Origin of the sequence: Pseudoalteromonas sp. S3776 (assembly GCF_005886915.1) — a bacterium.
Classification (GTDB): Bacteria; Pseudomonadota; Gammaproteobacteria; order Enterobacterales; family Alteromonadaceae; genus Pseudoalteromonas.
Genome location: NZ_PNCU01000238.1, coordinates 1 through 230 on the forward strand (window position 1 = coordinate 1; position 230 = coordinate 230).

General features: G+C 49.1%; 1 protein-coding gene. It reads left to right on the plus strand.

The window, feature by feature from the left end:
• Window positions 1-4: 4 nt before the first annotated feature.
• A partial coding sequence (locus CWC16_RS20340) for a YgiQ N-terminal domain-containing protein (protein WP_502705087.1) occupies window positions 5-230 on the plus strand: 226 nt, incomplete at its 3' end.

Genomic DNA, 230 nt, shown 5'->3' on the forward strand with positions numbered 1-230 from the left:
ATCCCTGCAGCAACCAGTGCCTGCCAAGGAATTATTTTCCTACCCAAAATATTGGGCTGAATGCTATGGCACAGCACCTTATCTCCCTATGACCCGTGCTGAGATGGATGAGCTCGGCTGGGATTCCTGTGACATTATTATTGTCACAGGGGATGCTTATGTTGATCATCCCAGTTTTGGTATGGCTGTTATTGGCCGCTTCCTGGAGTCCCAGGGATTCAGGGTTGGTA